The 21548-nt window shown below is 73.6% G+C and carries 20 protein-coding genes and 1 pseudogene; 15 read left to right on the top strand and 6 right to left on the bottom strand.

The genetic code is table 11. The annotated features are described in order from the left end of the window. Positions 1 to 35: 35 nt before the first annotated feature. Entirely contained in the window at positions 36 to 968 is a 933-nt protein-coding gene (locus tag L2C96_RS05980) for an AraC family transcriptional regulator (RefSeq protein WP_237335467.1), read from the bottom strand. A gap of 51 nt (positions 969 to 1019) precedes the next feature. On the opposite strand from L2C96_RS05980, the gene L2C96_RS05975 reads away from it, so the two are divergent. From L2C96_RS05975 to L2C96_RS05940, 8 genes and pseudogenes are all read left to right on the top strand, one after another. Next, positions 1020 to 2051 (top strand): M28 family peptidase, encoded by a 1032-nt coding sequence (locus tag L2C96_RS05975; protein WP_237335522.1) that lies wholly within the window; start codon positions 1020 to 1022, stop codon positions 2049 to 2051. Beyond that, positions 2048 to 2737 (top strand): alpha/beta hydrolase, encoded by a 690-nt coding sequence (locus tag L2C96_RS05970; protein WP_237335466.1) that lies wholly within the window; start codon positions 2048 to 2050, stop codon positions 2735 to 2737. Before L2C96_RS05975 ends, L2C96_RS05970 begins: the two co-directional genes overlap by 4 nt. 10 nt (positions 2738 to 2747) lie before the next feature. Further along, positions 2748 to 3422, top strand: coding sequence for a two-component system response regulator CseB (gene cseB / locus L2C96_RS05965; RefSeq protein ID WP_237335465.1), 675 nt, complete (start codon positions 2748 to 2750; stop codon positions 3420 to 3422). Further along, entirely contained in the window at positions 3419 to 4648 is a 1230-nt protein-coding gene (locus tag L2C96_RS05960) for an ATP-binding protein (protein ID WP_237335464.1), read from the top strand. Before cseB ends, L2C96_RS05960 begins: the two co-directional genes overlap by 4 nt. A 69-nt stretch (positions 4649 to 4717) precedes the next feature. After that, positions 4718 to 5626, top strand: coding sequence for a D-alanyl-D-alanine carboxypeptidase family protein (locus L2C96_RS05955; protein ID WP_237335463.1), 909 nt, complete (start codon positions 4718 to 4720; stop codon positions 5624 to 5626). Positions 5627 to 5745: 119 nt separating this feature from the next. After that, entirely contained in the window at positions 5746 to 6396 is a 651-nt protein-coding gene (locus tag L2C96_RS05950; protein ID WP_237335462.1) for a hypothetical protein, read from the top strand. A 247-nt stretch (positions 6397 to 6643) separates the two neighbouring features. Then, positions 6644 to 6913 (top strand): annotated as a pseudogene (locus L2C96_RS05945) (cytochrome P450); the annotation flags it as partial. A 51-nt stretch (positions 6914 to 6964) separates the two neighbouring features. Then, positions 6965 to 8068 carry an aldo/keto reductase gene (locus L2C96_RS05940; protein ID WP_237335461.1) on the top strand — a complete coding sequence of 368 codons (1104 nt, stop codon included), beginning with the start codon at positions 6965 to 6967 and terminating at the stop codon, positions 8066 to 8068. Positions 8069 to 8078: 10 nt separating this feature from the next. Here L2C96_RS05940 and L2C96_RS05935 read toward each other — a convergent pair whose 3' ends face one another. Then, entirely contained in the window at positions 8079 to 8672 is a 594-nt protein-coding gene (locus L2C96_RS05935; RefSeq protein ID WP_237335460.1) for a TetR/AcrR family transcriptional regulator, read from the bottom strand. 209 nt (positions 8673 to 8881) lie between these two features. Between L2C96_RS05935 and L2C96_RS05930 the strand changes: the two genes are divergently transcribed. From L2C96_RS05930 to L2C96_RS05920, 3 genes are all read left to right on the top strand, one after another. Then, on the top strand, positions 8882 to 10399 hold the full coding sequence (locus L2C96_RS05930; RefSeq protein ID WP_237335459.1) for a M1 family metallopeptidase: 1518 nt from the start codon (positions 8882 to 8884) through the stop codon (positions 10397 to 10399). Between the two features lie 2 nt (positions 10400 to 10401). Continuing rightward, positions 10402 to 11862 carry an alpha/beta fold hydrolase gene (locus tag L2C96_RS05925; protein ID WP_237335521.1) on the top strand — a complete coding sequence of 487 codons (1461 nt, stop codon included), beginning with the start codon at positions 10402 to 10404 and terminating at the stop codon, positions 11860 to 11862. 541 nt (positions 11863 to 12403) lie between these two features. Next, a complete protein-coding gene (locus tag L2C96_RS05920; protein WP_237335458.1) occupies positions 12404 to 13777 on the top strand; it encodes an FAD-binding oxidoreductase in 1374 nt (457 codons plus the stop codon). Between the two features lie 95 nt (positions 13778 to 13872). Here the strand turns inward: L2C96_RS05920 and L2C96_RS05915 are convergent, their stop codons facing one another. After that, on the bottom strand, positions 13873 to 14820 hold the full coding sequence (locus L2C96_RS05915) for an AraC family transcriptional regulator (protein ID WP_237335457.1): 948 nt from the start codon (positions 14818 to 14820) through the stop codon (positions 13873 to 13875). 81 nt (positions 14821 to 14901) lie between these two features. On the opposite strand from L2C96_RS05915, the gene L2C96_RS05910 reads away from it, so the two are divergent. Next, the gene (locus L2C96_RS05910; RefSeq protein ID WP_237335456.1) at positions 14902 to 15333 is read left to right on the top strand and encodes a nitroreductase family deazaflavin-dependent oxidoreductase; all 432 of its coding nucleotides are present in this window, start codon (positions 14902 to 14904) and stop codon (positions 15331 to 15333) included. 330 nt (positions 15334 to 15663) lie between these two features. Here the strand turns inward: L2C96_RS05910 and L2C96_RS05905 are convergent, their stop codons facing one another. The 3 genes from L2C96_RS05905 to L2C96_RS05895 are packed head-to-tail and all read right to left on the bottom strand — an operon-like array spanning position 15664 to position 18071. Further along, positions 15664 to 16302: an IMPACT family protein gene (locus L2C96_RS05905; protein WP_237335455.1), complete on the bottom strand. Its 639-nt coding sequence runs from the start codon at positions 16300 to 16302 to the stop codon at positions 15664 to 15666. A 9-nt stretch (positions 16303 to 16311) separates the two neighbouring features. Next, positions 16312 to 17418 carry a sensor histidine kinase gene (locus tag L2C96_RS05900; protein WP_237335454.1) on the bottom strand — a complete coding sequence of 369 codons (1107 nt, stop codon included), beginning with the start codon at positions 17416 to 17418 and terminating at the stop codon, positions 16312 to 16314. Next, a complete protein-coding gene (locus L2C96_RS05895; protein ID WP_237335453.1) occupies positions 17415 to 18071 on the bottom strand; it encodes a response regulator transcription factor in 657 nt (218 codons plus the stop codon). The genes L2C96_RS05900 and L2C96_RS05895 overlap by 4 nt, the downstream gene beginning before the upstream one ends. A gap of 121 nt (positions 18072 to 18192) precedes the next feature. Here L2C96_RS05895 and L2C96_RS05890 point away from each other — a divergent pair, with 121 nt between their 5' ends. The 3 genes from L2C96_RS05890 to L2C96_RS05880 all read left to right on the top strand — a co-directional run bounded on the left by L2C96_RS05890 (position 18193) and on the right by L2C96_RS05880 (position 21356). After that, positions 18193 to 18969: a cyclase family protein gene (locus L2C96_RS05890; RefSeq protein ID WP_020419269.1), complete on the top strand. Its 777-nt coding sequence runs from the start codon at positions 18193 to 18195 to the stop codon at positions 18967 to 18969. After that, on the top strand, positions 18966 to 20594 hold the full coding sequence (locus L2C96_RS05885) for a thiamine pyrophosphate-binding protein (protein WP_237335452.1): 1629 nt from the start codon (positions 18966 to 18968) through the stop codon (positions 20592 to 20594). The genes L2C96_RS05890 and L2C96_RS05885 overlap by 4 nt, the downstream gene beginning before the upstream one ends. A 96-nt stretch (positions 20595 to 20690) precedes the next feature. Then, positions 20691 to 21356 carry a DUF4097 family beta strand repeat-containing protein gene (locus L2C96_RS05880; protein WP_237335451.1) on the top strand — a complete coding sequence of 222 codons (666 nt, stop codon included), beginning with the start codon at positions 20691 to 20693 and terminating at the stop codon, positions 21354 to 21356. Positions 21357 to 21548: the final 192 nt, after the last annotated feature.

Below are 21548 nucleotides of genomic sequence, written 5' to 3'. Positions count from 1 at the left end.
CAGTGTGGGCGGTGGCGGCCGGGGCGGGCTGACGATCAGTGCCCGGTTCCGTGACGTCGCATGCCACGGCGGTACTCGCCCGGGGTGACTCCGGTCAGCGCCTTGAACGCGCGGTGCAGCTGGGCCGCGCCGGCGAACCCGGACGCGCCCGCCACGACGTCGAGCGGCCAGGACGGCTTGGCGCGCAACAGCTCCTGGGCGCGGGTGACGCGGAGCCGGCGCAGCTGCGCGCCGAACGACTCGCTGCCCGCCAGCGCGCGGAACAGGGTGCGCCGGGAGACCCCGCACGCCGCCGCCACCGTCTCGGCGTCGAGCCCGGGATCGCCGGCGTGCAGCCGCAGGAATCGCTGGATCCGTTCCCGAACGAACTCCGCGTTGCCGTCCAAATCGGACCCCGCGGCCCAGCCGAGCGCGGTGCCGACCAGGCCCAGCGCATGCGGCACGAGGTCGCGCGCCTCGGGCGCGGCGAGGTCGCCGAGCCCGGAGAGGAACGTCGTCACGACCCCGGCCGGCCCCTCCCCCGGCAGCGCCACCGCGGTGGACGCGCGCAGGTCGCGCCGGGCCAGCTGGGCCTGCGGGATGCGGATCACCAGCTGCGTGAAGGCGCCGGTGAACTCCATCGCGTAGGGCTCGGTGCTGTCGACGAACAGCAGCGAGCCCGGGTCCAGCACGGCGGCGCGGCCGTGCTGGGTCACCAGGCCGCGCCCGGTGAGCTGGATGTTGGCGAGCAGGTACCCGTCGTCCTCGCCCGCGATGAGCGCGCGGTCCCGGCGCACGCTCTGCGGCTGGGCGGCCAGCCGGGACACGCCGATCCCGCCGAGGTCGGTGTGGCTGACGGTGCCGGTGAACCCCTCGTCGGCCAGCGGGTCGACGCGGACCCGGACGAAGGTGGCGCACACGAGGTCGCGCCAGTACCCGGTGGCTTCGCGCGGCTCGACGTCCGAAGTGGACCACGTGACCTGCCGCACAGCCGCTCCCCCGGGGTTTCGACACCACGACGGTACGCCCGCGCCGTGTACATGGCGTATACGCGGCACGTCGACCGGACGTCGGCGGCGGCCGGTCAGGCTGGCGAGGTGAAACTGGACGTGAGCGTCGCGCGGCTGACCGCCGACGTGGCGGCGCTGGCCACGGAGCCGCGTGGTTCCGTCCACGCGCCCGCCGCGATGGACCGCGCCCGCCGCTACGTCGAGGACGAGCTGCGTGCCGCCGGCTGGTCCGTGCGCCGCGACCCGTTCACGGTGCGCTGGCGGTTCGGGGTCAGCGACCGGCCGGGCGCACGCGCGATGCCGCTGAAGGTGCGCCTGCACCGCAGGCTGAGCGGGACCAACCTCATCGCGCGCCTGCCCGGCGCGACCGGCCCGGCGCTGGTCGTCGCCGCGCACCTGGACACCGTGCAGGGCAGTCCGGGCGCGGACGACAACGCCTCCGGGGTCGCCGCCGCGCTGGAGGTCGCGCGGCTGGTGCGCGCGGCCGACGAGCACGCGCCCGTGACGCTGGTCTTCCCCGACATGGAGGAACTCGGGCTGATCGGCGCGAAGGTCGCCGCGCGACGGCTGACCGGCGTGCGGGCGGTGGTGTGCCTGGAGTCGGTCGGCTACTACTCCGACGTGCCGGGCAGCCAGCGCCTGCCCGGCGGGATGGCGCTGGCCTTTCCCACGGCGGCGGGCGAGGTGCGTTCCCGCGGCCTTCGCTGTGACTTCGCGGCCGTGATCCACCGGCGCTCCTCCGCCGCGCTCGCGCGGGCCTGGCAGACCGCGGCCGCGGCACACGGGCTGCGGTCGGTGCTGCTGCGCGACCCGCGTCCGGACGGCCCGGCCGGCGTGGCACTGGGGGTGCTCGTCCCGGTTCTCAACCACCTCGGCCGCAGCGACCACGCTGCGTTCTGGAACCGCTCGGTGCCGTCGCTGATGGTCACCGACACCGCGAACTTCCGCAACGCCCACTACCACCGTGCCACCGACCGTCCGGACACAGTGGACTACGCCCGTCTCGCCGCGGTGGCCGCGGCGACCGCCCGGATTTGCCTTGAAGAAAGAAGGACGACATGACCGACGGAACACGGAACCTGGTGCTCGTGCACGGGGCTTGGCACGGCCCGTGGTGCTGGGAACTGTTCGTGCCCGAGCTGGAGAGCCGCGGGTGGGCGGTGTCCGCCGTGGACCTGCCGAGCACGTGGGGCGACCCGGCGGCCGGGATGCGCGACGACGCGCGGGCGGTGCGGGACCACCTGGCGGCGATCGACGGCCCGGTGACCGTGCTCGCGCACTCCTACGGCGGCGTCCCGGCCACCGAGGCCGCGGGCCCTGCCGTCGAACGGATCATCTACCTCGCGGCGCACATGCTGGCGGAGGGCGAGTCCGTGATCACGCCGCTGGGCGGGCCGTGGTTCCCGGCGGACGCGGACTTCGCACCGGGCCCCGACCCGGAGCAGGCCCTCTACCCCGACGTCCCGGACGACTGGACCCGCAAGGCCGTGGGACTGTTGCGCCCGCAGAGCGCGAAGGCGTTCACCGAGGAGCTGACCCGGGCGTCGTGGCGGACGATCCCGTCGGCCCTGGTCGTCTGCGACGACGACCTGAGCCTGCCCGGGCTGTTCGTCGACCGGGCCATCGCTCAAGGCATGGCGGACGTGGTGCGGCACCTGCCCGGCGGCCACTCCCCGTTCCTGTCCCGGCCCGCCGAACTGGCTGAACTGGTCGGCGAGGTGACGGCGGCACTGCCAGTCGTGGGGTAACTTGGCGGCGATGTCTGCTCCGGTCTCGGTTCTGCTCGTCGAGGACGACGAGGTCATCCGCAGGGCGCTCACGCTGGCGCTGTCGCGCTACGGCTACGCGGTGACCACCGCCGCGGACGGGCTGACCGGGCTGGAGGTGTTCCGCCGGGAATCACCCGGGCTGGTGCTGCTCGACGTCATGCTGCCGGGCCTGGACGGCATCGGCCTGTGCCGCCGGCTGCGCGAGACCAGCACGGTGCCGATCCTGATGATGTCCGCCCGCGGGGACTCCCTCGACGTGGTGTCCGGTTTGGAAGCCGGGGCCGACGACTACGTGACCAAGCCGGTCGACACCGCGGTGCTGGTCGCCCGTATCCGCTCGGTCCTGCGCCGGGCCGGCTACGAGGCGCCCGGCCCGGCCGGGGTGCTCACGGTCGGCGACCTCACCGTCGACACCGGCGCGCTGGAGGTCACCGTGGCCGGGGAGCCGGTCGCGCTGTCGGCGACCGAGCTGCGGCTGCTGCTGGAGTTCGCCGCGAACGCCGGCCTGGTGCTGGACCGGCCCACCCTGCTGCGCAAGGTCTGGGACTACGGGTGGGACGGCGACAGCCGGGTCGTCGACCTCACCGTGCAGCGGCTACGCCGCAAGATCGGGGCCGGGCGGATCGAGACCGTCCGCGGCTTCGGCTACAAGATGCGCCCGTGACCGCGCTGAAAGCCCTGCTGAACTGGCGGTCGCTGCGGTGGCAGATCGCCGGGCTGGCGGCCGCCGCGGCGAGCGTGGTCGCCCTCGTGCTCGGCGTGCTGGTGCACCAGAGCGCGACGGCTCGGGCCGAGACGTCGGGCCGCTCGCGTGCGGTGACCGCGTTGCAGGCCCTCACGGACACCTACCTGGCCACCGGGCAGCTGCCCGGCTATGCCGAGGACGCGCCCCCTGACCTGCGGGAGCTCGCGCTGGCCACCCCGGACGAGGCCGTGACCTGGTACGACACGACCAGGCCCGCGGTGCCGTGGATGTGGGCGGCTCGGGACGCACGCGGCGACGTGCTCGCCGTCCGCGTCGACATGGGCACCGACGTGCGCAACGTCGCGGCGCAGGACCGGTTCGTGGTGAAGACCGCGCTGGTGACGGTCGCCGTGGTGATCGTGGCCGCCGCCCTGCTCAGCGAGCTGGTCAACCGGCGGCTGCGGCGCGTCGCGGGCACCGCCCGGACCATCGCGGGCGGGGACCTCGACGCCCGCATCAACGCCCGCGGCGGGGACGAAGTCGCCGACATCGGGGCCGCGGTCGACACGATGGCGGCCGCGCTGCAGAACCGCCTGGTCAGCGAGCAGCGGTTCACCGCCGACGTCGCGCACGAGCTGCGCACACCGCTGACCGGTCTGGTCACCGCGGCCGAGCTGCTGCCCGACGGCGAGGCGACCGACCTGGTGCGCGACCGCGTGCGGGTGCTGCGCGGGCTGGTGGAGGACCTGCTGGAGATCTCCCGCCTCGACGCCGGGGCCGAGCGCGCCGAGCTGACCGCGGTGCCGCTGGGCGAACTGGTGGAGCAGACCGTCGCCCGCAGCGGGCTGACCGCGCGCGTCGAGGTCGCCACGACGCGGGTGGTGTGGACGGATCCGCGGCGGGCGGAACGGATCGTCGCGAACCTGGTGACGAACGCGGTCCGGCACGGCGCCGCCCCGGTGGAGGTCACGGTCGCCGGCACGGCGGTGAGCGTGCGCGACCACGGCCCCGGCTTCCCTGCCGCCCTACTGGCCGAGGGGCCGCAACGGTTCCGCACCGGGACGGCCGCGCGTGGCCGGGGCCACGGGCTGGGCCTGACGATCGCCCTGGGGCAGGCGCGGGTGATCGGCGCGACGCTGGACTTCGGCGCCGCACCCGGCGGTGGTGCGCTGGCGACGGTGCGGTTTCCGGTGATGCCGGACTGATACCCGGCCGCGCGGTGGCTGATGCACGGTTCCGCCGGTCCGGACACCTTCTGCGTCCACTGTGGGCACATGCGGGTTCTCGGGAAGTGGTGGGCGGCGGCCGTGGTCGCGGCCGTGGTCGCGGTGGTGGCCGGAGTCGTCGTCGTGCTGCGGGTGCACGACGACCCGTCGACGGCGTTCCAGCTGCGGGACGGGGTGGCGTGGCCGGCGGAAGGCCAGGCCGCCGTCGAGGTCGAAGGCGTGGGCAGCCTGGGGGTGTCCGGGGAGCAGACGCCGGTGCCGATCGCCAGTGTCGCCAAGGTGATGACCGCCTACGTGGTGTTGCGCGACCACCCGCTGGCGCCCGGTGACAGCGGTCCGGACATCGTCGTCGACCGGCAGGCGGAGGCCGAAGCCGGCAACGACGGCGAGTCGACGGTGTGGGTGGGCGCGGGCACGGAAGTGTCCGAACGGGACCTGCTGTCGCTGATGCTGGTGCCGTCCGGCAACAACATCGCGCGGCTGCTGGCCCGCTGGGACGCCGGGAGCGAGCAGGCGTTCGTGGCGAAGATGAACCGCGCCGCCGCCGAGCTGGGCATGGCGGACACCACCTACACCGGCGCCAGCGGGGTGGAGGACTCGACCACGAGCACGGCCGCCGACCAGCTCCGGTTGCTGCGGGAGGTCATGCGGGACGAGGTGTTCCGGGCGATCGTCGCGCAGCCGAGCGTCGTGGTGCGGGGTGTGCCGGGCCGCTACGCGAACACGAACACGTTGCTGGGCAAGCACGGCGTGGTCGGGGTGAAGACCGGGTCGAGCACGGCGGCCGGGGGCGCGTTGATGTGGGCGGCGCGGGCGCCAGGGGTGCCGGGGTTGATCCTCGGGGTGGTGCTGGGCCAGGGCGTCGGCGGGCCGCCCGCGGCGGGGCTCGCGACGGCGCTGGCGACGTGTGAACCGCTCGTCGAAGGCGTGCAGGAGGTGCTGGCGCGCGACAGCTGATCCGTTGCCCCATCGGGCGAGTGTTGCTGCACCAGCGCTTCGCCACCACGTGCCGCGCGCCGGAGGTGGCTAGTTTCGGTGATGTGGAAGCGAGCGGGCGCGTTGCCGAGAAGAACCGCATGTACGACGAACTGCTCGCCGTGCACACCGTTCTGCGGCGGGCGGCCGCGCTGACCGCCGCCGCGATGTCCCGGCTGGCCACGGGCGAACCGGTCGACGTCGAAACCCTCGTGCGTGTCACGCACTGGCAGCACGAGTTCCTGCGGCGGCACCGGCGCCACGCGGAGGTGCGGTTTTGGCCGGTGCTGCGCGACCTGTTCCCCGGTGTGGCGCTGAATTCGCTGCGGACGAGCCGGACGGCGCTGGACGCGCAGCTGAGCAGGCTCGTGCAGGCCACCGACGACCTCGAACACGCCCTGATGTTCCCCGCGCCGCACCGCCTGGCCGCGGCGGTGGGCATCGCCGCCGCGCTGGGCGAGCCGGCCGCGGCGCGGACGCGGGACCTGCTGACCGCGCACCTCGACCACGAGGAACTCACGCTGTGGGAGGTGTTCCCGCGGATTCCGGCGTACACGATCGAGACACTGCGCCGGGCCGTCGCCGACCTGCCACCGCGGTCGGCGCCCGAGCTGGTGCTCGGCCTGCTGAGCGACCCCCGCCCCGCGCCCGGCGCCGCGGCCGTGCTCGACCACCTGCCCGCGGCGATGCGGCCGGCCCGCCCCGCGATGGCCGAGCGCTACGAGCAGACCAAGCGGGACCTGGCACTGTGACCCGTCCACGGCGCGTCAACCATTCGTCAACGCAGGCGCCCTAGCGTGGCGGAGCACGGTCCCCCCAGGCCGGACACGTCTCGCCACCGAGCCCTTGTGGCGAGACACCCACCGGGCCGGAGAACCCCGACGGCGGTCATGGGATTCTCCGGCCCGGTTTTCCTTTGCCGAACGGGAAGAACACGTGAACGCCCCAGAACGGCCGGCTCACCGCCACCGCGACGAACTCGCTGCACGACGCCGGGAGGTTTCGGCCGGGCATGCCGATTGGGACGGGGCGCGCTTCGACGACCCGGACCGGCTCGACCTCACCCGCCGCGCCGGGCACGTCGCCTTCGGGCGCGGCATCCACCACTGCCTGGGCGCGCTGCCGGCCCGGCTGGAAGGACAGGTCGCGCTCGGCAAGCTGGTCACCCGCTTCCCGGACCTGCGCCTCGACGCGGCCCCGGACGAGCTGACCCGGCGGTTCAGCCTGCTCATGCGCGGTCTGGAGACGCTTCCCGTCCGGCTCGGCTGACGCCCCAGTTCTGTACTTGCGGGTCCATTTTTGCGTCCCCATCCTGGGCTCATGTCACTGGATCAGTACTTCCTCCTCGGCCGGTCGGGCCTGCGCGTCAGCCGGCTGTCGCTCGGAACCATGAACTTCGGCAAGGACGGTTTCCACGCCCCCTACGGCAAGACCGAAGAGGAGGCCCGCCCGATCTTCCGGCGCTACCTGGAGGCGGGCGGCAACTTCGTCGACACCGCCGACTTCTACACCGCGGGCGAGAGCGAGCGGATCCTCGGCAGGCTCATCGCCGAAGCCGGGGCCCGCGACCGGCTCGTGCTCGTCAGCAAGTTCACCAACAGCGTCGACCCGGGCGACCCGAACGCGGGCGGCAACGGGCGCAAGCACATGATCCGGGCGGTGGAGGCCTCGCTGCGCCGCCTCGGCACCGACTACCTCGACCTGTACCTGCTGCACACCTGGGACCGCATCACCCCGGTCGAGGAGGTGCTGCGCACGTTCGACGACCTGACCCGGGCCGGCAAGATCCGGTACGCCGGCCTGTCCGACGTGCCGGCCTGGTACGCCGCCCGCGCGCAGTCGCTCGCCGAGGCGAACTCGCTGGTGCCGCTGATCAACCTGCAGCTGCCGTACTCGCTCGTCGACCGGACGATCGAGACCGAGCACGTGCCCGCGGGGCAGGAACTCGGGATGGGCGTCACGGTGTGGAGCCCGCTCGCGTCCGGGTTCCTGACCGGCAAGTACCGCCGGTCCGACCAGGGCCTGGCCGGCGAGGGCAGGCTCAGCGGCGCGGGCGGCTCCGGTCTGCAATGGACGGACGCGCAGTGGAACGTGCTGGGGCCGCTGGAAACCGTGGCGGAGAAGCTGGGCGTGTCGATGGCTCAGGTGGCGCTCAACTGGGCGGCGACGCAGCCCGGCATCGCGTCGGCCATCGTCGGGGCGAGCAGCGCGGCGCAGCTCGACGCGTCGCTGGCGGCGCTCGACTTCGAGATCCCGGCGGAGCTGCGGGCCGACCTTGACGCGGCCAGCGCGGTGCCGCCGGGCAAGCCGTACGTGATGTTCACGCCGCAGTACCAGTCGTGGATCGTCAACCCGGGCACGAAGGTGGCGGACAAGCCGGCCGGGTACCGGCCGGACGTCCGCAACTGGGTTCCGGCGGACTGACGCGCCGCGCTCAGGCGGACACCGGCAGGCGCAGGTAATCCAGGCACAGGTCCAAAGCGGACTCCAGGTGCGCGGCGGACCCGGTGGACATCAGGATCGTCACCCCGCCCTGGATGGCCGCGATCAGCGCGGCGGCGGCCCGGTCCGAGTCGATGTCGCGGCTGATCCGGCCGCTGTCGCGCATCGCGGTGATGCCCTGGCGGACCTCGTGCTGCCACTGCTCCAGCAACTGCCGCGTCACGGCCTGCGCGCCGGGGGTCTTCGGGCCGACCTCGGTGATCAGCACGCCGAGCGGGCAGTGGACGCCTTGGCGTCGGTAGCGCTCGACCACCACGTCCCGCCACCGGTGCCACGCCTCCCACGTGGTGAGCTGCCCGAGGTAGGGCTGCTGGTCCTCCAGCACGCGGCCGGCTTCCCACTGTGCCACCGCCAGCAGCAGCTGGTCCTTGCCGTCCGGGAAGTAGTGGAACATCTGGCTCTTGCCGGTGCCGCTGCGCCGCCCGATGTCCTCCAGCGTCGCCGCGGCCACGCCGTGCTCGCGGATCTCCGCCGCGGCGGCCTCGATGATCCGCTGCCGCGTGGCGGCGCCCTTCTTGGTCAGCACCGAACCTCCCGGAGGTGGAAACGCACCTGCGGGTCCAGTATCCCCTCCCGGGTGCCGCGGCCGTGGGAGGACCGGACGGGCACCGCACAGCGCCCGAACGGGCCGTCGGCCACCCGGCCAGGTGATGCCCGGCCGATCGGCCGATGTGGCGGGGCCGCACCTGGTTGTCTGATGGGCAGCGATCACCGGAAGCGGAAGGGAAGTCGAGCATGCGAGGCAGGACGTGGGCCGCGGCGGCGGTGCTGGTGGGGGTGGCGCTCAGCCCGGTCACCGCGGACGCCGCGACCGGCACGCCGGGGGCGACCAGTGCGGGGGAACGGCTGATCCCGACGCTGGGCAACGGCGGTTACGACGCCACGGGTTACGACGTGAGCTTCGACTACGACCCGGCCGTCACCACCATGCGGTCGTCGGTGGTGATGACGGCGCTCGCGACGCAGAACCTGTCGTCGTTCAGCCTCGACTCGGTCGGGCAGCGGATCGAATCGGTGACCGTGAACGGCGTCCCGGCCACGTTCACCGTCGACCCGGCGCACGAGAAGCTCCTGGTCACCCCGGCGAAGACGCTGCGCGAGGGCCGGACGTTCGAGGTCCGCGTCGGCTACACCGCCGACCGCGCGCAGAAGCCGGTCCCGCCCTACTACGACTGGCCCGCCGACGTCCCCTTCACCTGGGAGAGCTGGGCCGGCACCGACTCCGGGTTCGCCCTGATGGGCCAGCCGGACCGGGCGCACCTGTTCTTCCCGTGCAACGACATCCCACGCGACAAGGCCCGGTTCACCTTCCGCGTCACCGTGCCGCGGGACCGCCAGGTCGCGGCCAACGGCACCCTGCGCTCGCTCAGCACCCACGACGACCGTTCGTCCTATGTGTACGGCACGGCGACGGACATCCCGACGAACGTGGTGCAGGTCGCCGTCGGCAAGTTCACCGCGATCGAGCAGACCGGGCCGCACGGGCTGCCGATCGTCAGCCACGTCCCGTCGACGATGGGCGGCTTCCGCGTCCCGCCGCAGGCGACCGAGCAGTACGGGATCACCGACGCCAACGTCCTCCCGCGGATCACCGAAGCCGCGCGGCGCACGCCGGAGCAGGTGCGGTGGCTGGAGGACACGCTGGGCCTGCCGTTCCCGTTCGAGAAGTACGGCGTGCTCGGCGTGGTCGGCCCGTACGACGGCGTGGCGCTGGAGACGGCCACCCTGTCGACGTTCTCGGCGCCGGCACTGGCGCTGCCGCCGGAGCTGCAGTCGGAGACCATGGTGCACGAGCTGGCGCACCAGTACTTCGGCGACGCGGTGTCCCCGGCGTCGTGGGACGACATGTGGCTCAACGAGGGCCACGCGATGTACTACCAGAACGTCTTCGGCGCCTCGCAGGGCTACCGGAACCTGGCCGACACGATGCGTGAGCTGTACCAGCAGGACCAGTCCATCCGCGACCAGTCGGGCCCGCCGGCGCGTCTGACGAGCCCGGGCGGCATCCTGCTGGACACCGACCTGCCCGGCGCGCTCACGTTGTTCGCACTGCAGGAGACCGTGGGCCAGCCGACGTTCGAGCGCATCGAGCGCGCGTTCTACCTGGAGCACCGGGGCGGCTCGGCGACGACGGCGGACTACATCGCGACGGCGAACCGGGTGGCCGGCCAGGACCTCACCCCGCTGCTGACGGAGTGGCTGTACGGCGCCAAGACACCCGTGATGCCCGGGCACCCGGATTGGCGGCCGTGACCATGCGCCGGTTCGTCACCCTTGCCCTGACCGCCGTGCTGGCCGTGTCCGCCGTTCCGGCGCAGGCCGATCCGCTGCGTGCCGTCGAGACCCAGCCGGTCGCGTGGGCGCCGTGCGCGGACCTGCCCTTGGAGTGCGCGACCATCGCGGTGCCGCTGGACTACGCGCATCCGGGCGGCCGTCGCATCAGCATCGCGATCAGCCGGCACCGGGCGACCGATCCGGCGCACCTCCGCGGGGTGCTGCTGACCAATCCGGGCGGGCCGGGCCTGTCCGGGCTGGCCTTCCCGCTCAGCTACGCGGACCAGGACCTCGCGCGGGTCTACGACATCATCGGCATGGATCCCCGTGGTGTCGGGGAATCGACCCCGCTGCGCTGCCTGCAGCCGCCGTTCCCGGCGCTGGACCGGCCGACCCGGCCCACGGACGCCGACATCGTGAAGATGGCCGACTTCGCGCGGCGCACCGAGCAGGGTTGCCAGCAGATCAGTGGCCCGCTGCGGCCCTACATGAACACGCCGAACACGGCGCGGGACATGGACGTCGTGCGGGCGGCGCTCGGCGAAGCCAAGCTGAACTACCTCGGCGTGTCCTACGGAACCACGCTCGGCGCGGTGTACGGCACGCTCTTCCCCGGTCACCTGGACCGCAGCGTGCTCGACTCGGCCCTGCACCCGACCGCGCCGTGGCACGACCAGGGCTACGCCGCCGCGGCCGCGCGCCGGTCCAATCTGGACGACTGGGCCGCGTGGACGGCCTCGCGGGACAGCGAGTTCCGGCTGGGCTCGACACCACGCGAAGTCGAGGAGAACGTCGAGGCGCTCGCGGCCGTGCTGGAGACCCGGTCCGCCGGCGCCTACCACACCGTCGCGGACCTGGACAGCAGCGCCGAGACGGGCTCCGAGTTCGTGCCCGTGGACGCGACCCGCTACCCCGGGGAGTGGGCGGAGCTGGCCCGGTCGATTCGTGCCGCGCTGGACTCCCCCGGCCCGGTGCGCACCTCGTCCCCGACGGCCGGCTCGGCCGAAGTGGTGGACAACGCCCACGACACGGTGATCTGCGACTGGCGGTGGCCGGCCGACTTGGCGGTGTACGAGCGGGACCTGCGCTACTACCGCGAGGCCATGCCCTACGGCGCGACGGCTTCGGTCGCGGGTGAGCTCGCGCCCGGCCCGTGCGCCTACCGCTCGTTCCCGCGCACGCAATACCTGCCGAAGCCGGTCCGCGCCGGTTACCCGGCGGGCCTGGTGGTGCAGGGGCAGCGGGACACCACCACGCCGTACGTCAACGGTGTCGCGATGGCCGCCGCGTTGCACGAGCCGCTGGTCACCGTCGCCGACGGCGTGCACGGCCAGTTCGGGCTGAACCCGTGCGTGAACGCGATCATCAACCGCTACCTGGTCGACGGCGTCCTCCCCGCGCCGGGCGCGAGCTGCCCCGCGGCGGGCGCGACTACCAGGTGACGGCGCTCCGCGCGTCATCGCCGACGGTGCGGCCGCCTTCGGCGGCAGGCTCGACCCGCGCGGACACGGACCGCTAAGCGCTGCCGGACGAGCACGCGGCGGTGCTGGCAAACGCGGACGAGCCGACGTACGCCATGGGTTCCTTCCTGATGTTGTCCTCGCTCCACGGTGTCGAGGGCGAGCTGATCGAGGCCTTCCGCGCCGGCAGCGCGTGTGCCCGCCAGTTCGACGCCGCGTCTTCCGCCCCGGCTACGCGGCCGCTCTCCTCACCGCCTGGCTGCCCGCGCTGGACGGGGTTGTCGCCAAGCTCGACCACGCGACGGTGGCCGACGAACCCTCGATCCACGCCGCCTGGCCGGCGAAGCCGGGCTGTCCCGGTGGAAGTGCGTCGCCGAAACTCCGGTGAGCCGCGTCTACGAGGCGAGGCGGTAGCGCCACGGGTCCGAACCCGTGCCCGTAAGGGAACGCCGCCGCGATCCGCGGAACGGCCACCCTGCCGAGCGCGTGTCCATTGTGGAAACGCCTACGAACAGGGGAACTCATGACGCAGCCGAACACCGCGGAACTCGCCCGCGCCGTACAGGGGGCGGTGCTCCGGCCCGGCGATCCCGGGTACGCGGAGGAATGCGCCGGCTTCAACCCGATCCACCCGCTGACCCCGGCGATCGTCGTCGCCGCGGAGAGCGTCGACGACGTCCGCCACGCCGTGCGGTTCGCCCGCGACAACTCGATGCCGGTCGCGGTGAAGGCGACCGGGCACCAGGTCGTGGACCCGGCGGCGGAAGCGCTGCTCATCACGACCCGCCGGCTCGACGAGGTGAGCGTGGCGGGCCGGGTCGCCCGCGCCGGCGGCGGGGCGCGCTGGCAGCAGGTGCTGGATGAGGCGGCCAAGTCCGGGCTGGCGCCGATCGCCGGGTCGGCGCCCTCGGTCGGCGTGGTCGGCTACTCGCTGGGCGGCGGGCTGAGCCCGGTGCTGGGGCGGAAGTACGGCTACGCGGCCGACCACGTGCGCCGCATCGAGATCGTCACCGCCGACGGCGAGTTCCGCGTGGCGTCGGCGGACTCCGAGCCCGAGCTGTTCTGGGCGCTGCGCGGCGGCATCGGCAACTTCGGGGTCGTCACGGCGATCGAGTTCGACCTGTTCCCGCACCCCCGCTTCTACGGCGGCGCCTTGTACTTCCCCGGCGCCGACACCGAAGCGGTGCTGCGCGCGTGGCGGGAGTGGGTGCCGACGCTGCCGGAGGAGGCCACCACCTCGGTGATGGTCCAGCGCCTGCCTCCGATGCCGGAGCTGCCGGAACCGCTGCGCGGCGCCTTCGTGGTGCACCTGCGGTTCGCCCACCTCGGCGAGGCGGCGGAGGCGGAACGGCTGCTGGCGCCGATGCGCGCCGCGGCCCCGGCCGTGCTGGACCTGATCGGCGAGAAGCCGTTCACCTCGATCGCCGAGATCCACCTCGACCCGACCGACCCGATCCCGCACTTCTCCGGGGGCGCGTCGCTGGGTGAGCTGAGCACCGCCACGGTCGGGAAGCTCGTGGAACTGACCGGCCCGGATTCGGACTGTCCCCTGCTGGGCGTGGAACTGCGCGCGCTCGGCGGCGCCTTCGACCGCGAGCCGGCGGTGCCGAACGCCGTGCCGAGCCGGGGTGTGCCGTTCGCCCTGTACGCGCTGGGCGTCGGCGGCCCGGACGCCATGCCGACGATGGGGGCCTACTTCGACCGGATCGTGGACGGCCTGCGCCCCTGGACCACCGCCCGGCGCACCCCGACGTTCCTCGTCGAGCGCGACGCGACGCCCGCCGGCGTCCGCGCCGCCTACGGCGACGCCGTGCACGACCGCCTGGCCGCGGTGAAGCGCGCCTACGACCCGGCGAACACGTTCCGCTTCAACCACAACATCCAGCCGGCAGGCTGATCCGCGCCGGCGGTGGGCCGTCACGCGCGGCCCACCGCCGGGCACCCGCGCCGACCTCCGGTAGCTGCCTGGCGCGTGATCCACCCTCGGCCGCGTCAGCCTGCCCCCGAAGGAACCGCCTTCCACACCCGCGCCGACCTCCGATAACCGCCCGGCGCGTGACCGCGATCCCGCCGGAAGGCCCGGCTGAACGCGTACACCGAGGTGTAGCCCACCGCGCGGGCGACGGCCTCCAGCGCGTCGTCGGTGTCCCGGAGCCGGACCGCCGCGAGATCCATCCTCAGCCGCGTCAGGTAGCTCCCGAAGGACTCGCCGGCGACCGTGCGGAACCGGCGGGCGAGCGTGGTCCGCGACACCGCCAGCTCGGCCGCGAGCAGGTCGATCGTCCACCCCCGCGCCGGATCCTCGTGGAGCTTTGCGATCGCCGCGCCGACCAGCGGGTCGCACAGCACGCCGAGCCAGGACCCGCGTGCCCCGGCCGGGTTCCGCGCCACCCACACCCGCAGCAACTGCACCAGCAGGATGTCGACCAGCCTGCTGAGCACGACCGCGGTGGCGAGCTGGGGACGCGCGAGCTCCCTGGCCAGCAGGCGGACGGTGTCGTCGAGGCAGCTGCCGCCGTTGTCCGCCCGGATGTGCACCACCTCCGGGAGCGAGGCGAGCACCTGGGTGGACACCGCCGGGTCGTACTCGTAGGAGGCGCTCAGGATGTGGGTCTGGACCTCGCCGGTGCCGAAGCGCAGCACGCCGCCGTCGGCCCTGGCCCGTTCCGCGGCGTCGCAGTCGCACGTGTCCGCCGGGGCGTCCGGCGCGCTGGTCAGGGTGTGCTCGGTCCCGGTCGGCAGCAGCACGACGTCCCCCGGCATCAGCTGCGCGGGCGGGCGGCCGGGCACGCCCAGCCAGGCGGTGCCCGCCGTGACGGCGTAGAACCCGGCGCCGCCGATCCGGCTCCACGAGATGCCCCACGTGCCACCGGCGGCGATGCGCGCGCCGAGGACGCCGCGGACTCCCGCGACTTCGAGCGCGTCAGCCAGCACGTCCATGCGCTCAACAGTAGCAGCGGATGACACGATCGGATATGAATCTGGCTCTTTCGAGCATCGATCGGGTCGCCGCGCACGCTTATGATCGACGTCGTGACCGACATCGACTTCGACGCGATGAACCGCGACGTCATCGCCCAGTTCCGCGCCAACGGCGGCAAGGCCGGCGGCATCTTCGAGGGCAGCCCGCTGGTCCTGGTGCACCACGTGGGGGCGAAATCCGGCATCGAGCGGATCGCCCCGCTGGTCTACTACCGCGAGGGCGACCGGATCTTCGTCTTCGCCAGCAAGGGCGGCGCCGACGAGAACCCCGCCTGGTACCACAACCTGATGGCGAACCCGAAGACGACGATCGAGCTCGGCGACGAGACCTTCCCCGTGATCGCCCGCGTACTGGAGGGCCCCGAGCGGGACGAGATCTACGCGAAGCAGTCCGCCGTGCAACCCCAGTTCGCCGACTACCAGCGCAAGACCAGCCGGGTCATCCCGGTGATCGAGCTGGTGCGGGTCTGATCCGTCAGGGGACGTAGAGGTCCAGGTCCCCCGGGTGAGAAGGTGCGTCGTGGCGGTGCTCGAAGACGTTCGCGCCTGGGCTCGGAGCTCGAGCGCTCCTACCCGGTCTACGTGCGCGGTCGACTGAAGTTCCGGGTCGGGCCGATCCTCTACGTCGCGTTCTCCGCCAATGAGACGGTAATTGAGTTCGCGTTCCCGAAGGAGGAGCGCGCCGCGCTGGAACCGGCCGAGGCCCGCGAACTCCTCGTGGACGCGTGCGCGTGGTGGTTCCGAAGAAGGTCTCTCGCGCCTACGACCCCGCCCATCACGGTGTGGTGCGGGTCTGACGCGTCAGGGGAGGTAGAGGTACCTCGTCCCCGCGTCGAGGGCCTCGGCCTCGCCACCCGTCCGCTCCGCGAGCCACGCGCCGAACGCGTCCCGGTCGGCCTCGGTGACCGCGACCGTCAGCGTGACGTCCGCGCCGTAGTCGATGTCCTGCAGCCGGTACGGCGAGTTGCGCAGGTCGTGTTCGAGGCGGCCGGCGACGTCGTGCGGCACGGCGACCAGCAGTTCGCGGTGCCGCACCCGGCGCAGCGTCCCGACGGCGTCCAGGGTTTCCGCCAGCGCGCCGGAGTAGGCGCGGACCAGGCCGCCCGCGCCGAGCTTGACCCCGCCGAACCACCGCGACACCACGGCGACGACGTCGGTCAGGTTGCGGCGCGCGAGCACCTCGAGCATCGGGACGCCCGCGGTGCCGGCGGGCTCGCCGTCGTCGTTGCTGCGGACGGTCATCTCACCGGTCTCCGGATCGCCGATCCGCAACGCCGTGCAGTGGTGGTTCGCGCCGGGCCCGGCCTTGCGCACCCGGGCGATCACCGCCGCGGCGGCCGCCACGTCATCGACCCGCGCGACGGTGCACACGAACCGGGACCGCTTGATCTCGACCTCGTGCTCCCCGTCGCGGGCGATCACACCGACCTCACCGTGCACCAGCCGATGCTATGCGGCGGGCAGCCGCACGGTGACGTCCAGCCCGCCGCCGGGGTTGGCGGCAGCCGTGAGCGTGCCGTCGTGGGCGAGCACCACGGCACGCACGATGGACAGGCCCAGCCCGGCTCCGCCGCGGCTGTTCTCACCACGCACGAACGGCTCCAGCAGGCGTTCCACGCGCTGGGCCGGCACGACGGCGCCGGTGTTGACCACACGCAGCACCACGCCGTCGGCACCGGCCCGGGTGGACACCGCCAGTGAGCCGCCCGGGTGGTTGTGGCGAACCGCGTTGCCGATCAGGTTGGCCACCATCCGCTCCAGCAGCACCGGCTCGCCACACAGCCAAGCGGGGTCCAAATCCCGCTCCACCTCGATGTCCTGAGCGGACAGTCCACTCGCGACACCGGCCAGCGACTCGGCGGCGAGCGCGGACAGGTCGAGCCGGCGGCGGTCGCCCGCGCCGGCCTGGCTGCGCGCCAGCGCCAGCAGCCCGTCGAGCGTGCGGCGGCTGTTCTCGGCCGCGTCCCGCACGTCCGCGGCCATCGTCAGCAATTCGGCGCGCGTGGGTTCGCCGTCGAGCGTCACGTCGACCGCCGTGCGGATCGTCGTCAGCGGGGTGCGCAGCTCGTGCGCGGCGTTCGCGCTGAACAGCCGCTGGCTCTCCAGCGCCCGGTCGCGGTCGGCCATCCCCCGCTGGATCCGGTCCAGCATTCCGTTGATCGTCTCGGCGAGCGCGGCCAGCTCGTCCCGCGGCGGGCGCACCGGCACCCGGTGCGACAGGTTCTCCGCGGACAGCCGCCGCGCGGTGGCCGAGATCGTGCGGATGGGCCGCAGCACCCGGCCGGCCACGAGCCAGGCGACCAGCGCGGCCACCGCGGTGACGGCCGCCAGCGCGATCCACCCCTGCCCCAGCAGCGTCGCGAGGGTGTCCTCGCGCACCTCGCGGGCGAGCACCTCCACGTCCAGGGGCGGCGGGCCCGATCCGGTGATCTGCACCAGGACCGCGCGCCGCCGCGTCAGCAGGTAGGTGACCACGGTCAGGACCGCGCCCGCGACCAGCACCAGCGCGGTGTAGACCAGGGTCAGCCTGCTGCGGGCGGACAGCCGCGCCGTCACGGCCGCAGCCGGTAGCCCGCGCCGGTGACGGTCTCGATCAGGGGCGGTTCGCCGAGCTTGCGGCGCAGGGTGCCGACGGTGATCCGCACCGCGTTGGTGAACGGGTCGGCGTGCTCGTCCCACACCTTGTCCAGCAGGGTCTCCGCGCTGACCACGGCGCCGTCGGCGGCCAGCAGCTGTTCGAGCACGCCGAACTCCTTGGGGGCCAGCGACAGCAGCCGCCCGCCACGTTCCGCGGTGCGCCGGCCCGGGTCGAGGGTCACGTCACCGGCACGCAGCACCGGCGGCCGGGCGGGGGCGCTGCGCCGGGCCAGCGCGTGCACGCGGGCGACGAGCTCGGTGAACGCGAACGGTTTACCGAGGTAGTCGTCCGCACCGAGGAAGAGCCCGTCGACCCGGTCGCTGACCGAGCCGGACGCGGTCAGCATGAGGATGCGCGCGCCACCGCGATCGGCGAGGCGGCGGCAGACCGTGTCGCCGTGCACGACCGGCAGGTCCCGGTCCAGCACCACGACGTCGTAGGGCGTGAGCTCGCACTTCTCCAGCGCGGTGCGCCCGTCCCCGGCGAGGTCGACGGCGAAGCCCTGCTTGCGCAGACCGGTGACGATGTAGCCGGCCAGGGGCTGTTCGTCCTCCACCAAGAGCACCCGCATGGCGCGAGTATCGCGGGCGGGACCTATGGATTCCGTATGGGACCGTTGCGCGGGTGGCTAGTCTCGTTCCGAGCGCGGGCCGCGCACGACCGCCGGAGCGCCACGATCCGAGGAGGTTCCGATGCCCGTCCTGGCCGATCTGCTGTCCGCGCTGCGGAGCAGCCGCGTCGAGGTCGTCGACCTGACCGCGCCGCTGTCGGAGAGCACGCCGGTGCTGCAGCTGCCGCCGCCCTTCGCCAACACCACCGGCTTCCGGCTGGAGGAGATCAGCCGCTACGACGACCGCGGCCCGCGCTGGTACTGGAACGACATCCACACCGGCGAGCACGTCGGCACGCACGTCGACGCGCCCAACCACTGGCTGTCCGGCAAGGACGGCCCCAGCGTCGACCAGATCCCGCTGCGCACGCTCATCGGGCCGGCCGCCGTGCTGGACATGTCGGCGCGGGTCGACGACGATCCCGACTTCCTGCTGGGCATCGACGACGTCCGGGACTGGGAACGCGAGCACGGGCCGCTGCCCGAGGGCGGCTGGCTGCTCTACCGGACCGGGTGGGACGCACGCTCCGGCGACCAGGACAGCTTCCTCAACGTCAGCGACGGCGCCTCGCACACCCCGGGCGTGTCGCCGGAGTGCGCGCAGTGGCTCGCCGAGGAAGCCCCGATCGCGGGGTTCGGCGTGGAGACCGTGGGCACCGACGCCGGCCGCGCCGCCGAGCTGGAGCCGATCTTCCCCTGCCACGACCGCCTGCTCGGCGCGGGCAAGTGCGGGCTGACCCAGCTGCGCAACCTCGCGCAGCTGCCGCCGACCGGCGCCCTGCTGGTGGTCTCGCCGCTGCCGATCGTCGGCGGGTCGGGCAGCCCGGCGCGCGTGTACGCGCTCGTGGAGCGGGCGTGATCGTCGCCGAGGCGGTCGGGCGGGTCCTGGCGGAGCTGGGCGCCGGTCCGGTGTTCGGCGTGGTGGGCAGCGGCAACTTCCACGTCACCAACGCGTTGCGGGCGGCCGGGGTCGCCTTCCACGCCACCCGCCACGAGGGCGGCGCGGCCACCGCCGCCGACGCGTGCGCGCGGATGAGCGGCCGGGTCGCGCTCGTGTCGACCCACCAGGGCTGCGGGCTGACCAACGCGGTCACCGGCATCGGCGAAGCGGCCAAGAGCCGCACCCCGCTGATCGTCCTCACCGCCGAGTCGCCCGCCGCCGATCCGCTCAACAACTTCCGCATCGACCAGGACGGGCTCGCCCGGGCGGTCGGCGCGGTCGCCGAGCGTGTGCACAGCCCGGAGACCGCGGTGGCCGACACGGTGCGCGCGTACCGGACCGCGCTGCACGAGCGCCGCACCGTAGTGCTGAACCTGCCGCTGGACGTGCAGGCCGAGCCCGCGCCGACGCTGGAAGCCATCGAGCCGGTGCCCGCCCCTCCCGCGCCGGAGCCCGATGCCGCCGCGGTGGCCGAGCTGGCCGAGCTGCTCGCCGCCGCGGAGCGGCCGGTGTTCATCGCCGGCCGGGGTGGCCGGGGCGCGGCCGCGGAGATCCGGGCGCTGGCCGACGCGTGCGGCGCGCTGCTCGCGACGTCCGCGGTGGCGCACGGCCTGTTCCACGGCGACCCGTGGGCGCTGGGCATCTCCGGCGGGTTCGCCTCCCCGCTGACCGCGGAGCTCGTCCGCGACGCCGATCTCGTCATCGGCTGGGGCTGCGCGCTCAACCGGTGGACCACCCGCCACGGCAAGCTGATCGGCCCCGGCGCCCGCCTCGCGCAGGTCGACCTGGAGGCGAGCGCGATCGGCGCGCACCGGCCGGTCGACCTCGGCGTGGTGGGCGACGCGGCGGTGACCGCCCGCGCGGTGCTCGCCGAGCTGGGTGACCGGAGAAAAGCCGGCTACCGCTCCCCCGCGCTGCGCGACCGGATCGCCGCGCGGGCCCGCTGGTCGGCGGCCGACTACCGCGACGAGTCGACCGCGGACCTGATCGACCCGCGCACGCTGTCCGCGGAGCTGGACCGGATCCTGCCCGCCGAGCGCGTGGTGTCGGTGGACTCGGGCAACTTCATGGGCTACCCCAGCGCGTTCCTGGACGTGCCGGACGAGTTCGGGTTCTGCTTCACCCAGGCCTTCCAGTCCATCGGGCTGGGGCTGGCCACCGCGATCGGCGCGGCGATCGCCCAGCCCGGACGGCTGCCCATCGCCGCCCTCGGCGACGGCGGTTTCCACATGGCGGCCCAGGAGCTCGACACGGCCGTGCGGCTGGGCCTGCCGCTGCTGGTGGTCGTCTACAACGACGCCGCCTACGGCGCGGAGGTGCACCACTTCACCGGCGACCACGCGACCGTCCGGTTCCCGCCGACCGACATCGCCGCGATCGGGCGCGGGTTCGGCTGCGCCGGGGTCACCGTCCGCACCGTCGCCGACCTGCGGCAGGTCTCCGCGTGGCTGGCCGGCCCGCGGGAGAAACCGCTGGTCGTGGACGCGAAGATCATCGACGACGGCGGGTCGTGGTGGCTGGCGGAGGCCTTCCACGGCCACTGACGTCCCGTGTCAGCGGCCGCGTCAGCGCGGTGGCGGTCCGGTGTCAGTGCAGCGGGCGATGGTGTTCCCATCAAGCCGCTCAGCAAGGAGAGACCGATGCAGAACTTCGCCACCACCGCCCCGATCGCCGCCGTCCTGACCGTCCCCGCCGGGCGCATCCACCTGGCCGCCGCGGACCGCGCCGACACGACCGTCGAGGTCGCCCCGGCCGACCCCGGCAAGAGCCGCGACGTGCAGCTGGCCGAACAGACCACCGTCACCTACGCCGACGGTGTGCTGCGGGTCGAGGCGCCGGAGCCCGGCAACCGGGTCTTCGGCCCGTCCGGTTCGGTGGCGGTCACCGTGCACCTACCCGCCGGCTCCCGCGTCGACGTCACCAGCAGCGCAGCCGAGCTCCGCGCCACCGGCCGCTTCGGCGACGTCACGGTGGACGGCGCCTACCGCGACATCCACCTCGACGAGGCCGCGACGCTGCGGCTCACCGCGACCGACGGTGACGTGGAGGTCGGCCGGGTCGGCGGCGCCACGAAGATCACCACCGCCCGCGGCGACATCCGCCTCACCGAGGCCGTCAGCGGCACCGTCGTGCTGCGCACGCAGGCGGGCGACATCACCGTCGGCGCGGCGGCCGGTGTCTCGGCCACCCTGGACGCCGGCACCGGCCACGGCCGGATCAGCAACGCGCTGAAGAACAACGGCAACCCGGAGCTGACCATCCGCGCCACCACCTCGCAGGGCGACATCGCCGCCCACAGCCTCTGACCGGGAAGGGCCGGTGCCACTGGGGCGCCGGCCCCGTTCAGTCCCATGTGGACGGTTCGGCCGGTTACCGCGTCCGGGTGACCCCCTTTACAGGGTGTCCGATTTGTCCGATACTCGGTCCCGAGGGGAGTACTTCCCAAGGTCCCTGACCGGTCAGTACGGACACCCGGCGTGTCCCCGGCAGGGCGCCCG

This window comes from Amycolatopsis tucumanensis, assembly GCF_021654135.1.
GTDB lineage: Bacteria > Actinomycetota > Actinomycetes > Mycobacteriales > Pseudonocardiaceae > Amycolatopsis_E > Amycolatopsis_E tucumanensis.
The sequence above is the reverse complement of the archived record's forward strand: the minus strand, read 5'-3'. Positions and strand labels throughout refer to the sequence as shown.

What these genes read in the sequence shown, in the direction of transcription:
- L2C96_RS05890 (WP_020419269.1), top strand. Translation starts at nt 18,193, where the DNA reads ATGCCCGTCCTGGCCGATCTGCTGTCCGCGCTGCGGAGCAGCCGCGTC.
- L2C96_RS05975 (WP_237335522.1), top strand. Translation starts at nt 1,020, where the DNA reads ATGGCGTATACGCGGCACGTCGACCGGACGTCGGCGGCGGCCGGTCAG.
- L2C96_RS05920 (WP_237335458.1), top strand. Translation starts at nt 12,404, where the DNA reads ATGACGCAGCCGAACACCGCGGAACTCGCCCGCGCCGTACAGGGGGCG.
- L2C96_RS05910 (WP_237335456.1), top strand. Translation starts at nt 14,902, where the DNA reads ATGATCGACGTCGTGACCGACATCGACTTCGACGCGATGAACCGCGAC.
- L2C96_RS05930 (WP_237335459.1), top strand. Translation starts at nt 8,882, where the DNA reads ATGCGAGGCAGGACGTGGGCCGCGGCGGCGGTGCTGGTGGGGGTGGCG.
- L2C96_RS05970 (WP_237335466.1), top strand. Translation starts at nt 2,048, where the DNA reads ATGACCGACGGAACACGGAACCTGGTGCTCGTGCACGGGGCTTGGCAC.
- L2C96_RS05955 (WP_237335463.1), top strand. Translation starts at nt 4,718, where the DNA reads ATGCGGGTTCTCGGGAAGTGGTGGGCGGCGGCCGTGGTCGCGGCCGTG.
- L2C96_RS05895 (WP_237335453.1), bottom strand. Translation starts at nt 18,071, where the DNA reads ATGCGGGTGCTCTTGGTGGAGGACGAACAGCCCCTGGCCGGCTACATC.
- cseB (WP_237335465.1), top strand. Translation starts at nt 2,748, where the DNA reads ATGTCTGCTCCGGTCTCGGTTCTGCTCGTCGAGGACGACGAGGTCATC.
- L2C96_RS05915 (WP_237335457.1), bottom strand. Translation starts at nt 14,820, where the DNA reads ATGGACGTGCTGGCTGACGCGCTCGAAGTCGCGGGAGTCCGCGGCGTC.
- L2C96_RS05925 (WP_237335521.1), top strand. Translation starts at nt 10,402, where the DNA reads ATGCGCCGGTTCGTCACCCTTGCCCTGACCGCCGTGCTGGCCGTGTCC.
- L2C96_RS05950 (WP_237335462.1), top strand. Translation starts at nt 5,746, where the DNA reads ATGTACGACGAACTGCTCGCCGTGCACACCGTTCTGCGGCGGGCGGCC.
- L2C96_RS05880 (WP_237335451.1), top strand. Translation starts at nt 20,691, where the DNA reads ATGCAGAACTTCGCCACCACCGCCCCGATCGCCGCCGTCCTGACCGTC.
- L2C96_RS05940 (WP_237335461.1), top strand. Translation starts at nt 6,965, where the DNA reads ATGTCACTGGATCAGTACTTCCTCCTCGGCCGGTCGGGCCTGCGCGTC.